The sequence below is a fragment of the Micromonospora sediminimaris genome, assembly GCF_016863575.1.
GTDB lineage: Bacteria > Actinomycetota > Actinomycetes > Mycobacteriales > Micromonosporaceae > Micromonospora > Micromonospora sediminimaris.
Genome location: NZ_BOPD01000082.1, coordinates 1 through 611, shown reverse-complemented (window position 1 = coordinate 611; position 611 = coordinate 1). Strand labels below are relative to the sequence as shown.

The following is a 611-nucleotide window of genomic DNA, read 5'->3' as shown; positions in this document are numbered from 1 at the left end:
GGGCGGCGGGGTGGTCGGGTTGGTCGGGCCGGGGCCGGGGGTGCCGCCTTCCGAGAGGGTGATGTCCGAGCTTCCCTGGCTCTGGTAACCCTCGGTCGCCATGATCTGGTAGTAGTGGTTACCGAGGTTCAGGCCAACCCGCGCCCAGGCGTCGAAGTGGTTGGCGGTGGTGATGGTCCCGCTGCTGCGCTTCTGCTGCCGGACGCTCCAGTACTGGTAGAACGTCTGGGTGCCGTCGATCGACGGGGCGTTGACCCGCTGGCTACGCAGGATGTCGTAGGTGCCGCCGTCGGTGGTGATGCTGCCCAGCCGGGTGGCCCCGCTGCTCGGGTTGTAGCTGCCGAAGTTCTCGACGATGTAGTACTCCACGAGCGGGTTACGGGTCCAGCCGTACAGGGCGAGGTAGCTGTTGTTGTTACCCGGGTTGTAGCTACCCGAGTAGCTGATCGTACGGCGGGTTCCCGGGTTCCAGCCCTTGCCACCAACCCAGTTGTTGGTGCTCCTGCTCCACGAGCTGGAGTAGCGGCCGTTCTCGCGCAACACCATGCAGGCGTCGCCGCTGTCCTTCCAGAACGAGAAGAAGAACCCGTTGTGGGTACCTTCCGTGTTCG

General features: G+C 65.0%; 1 protein-coding gene. It reads right to left on the bottom strand.

Annotated elements, in window-relative coordinates; all coding sequences use genetic code 11:
- A partial coding sequence (locus Vse01_RS29185) for a glycoside hydrolase family 11 protein (protein WP_204019294.1) occupies positions 1 to 611 on the bottom strand: 611 nt, incomplete at both ends.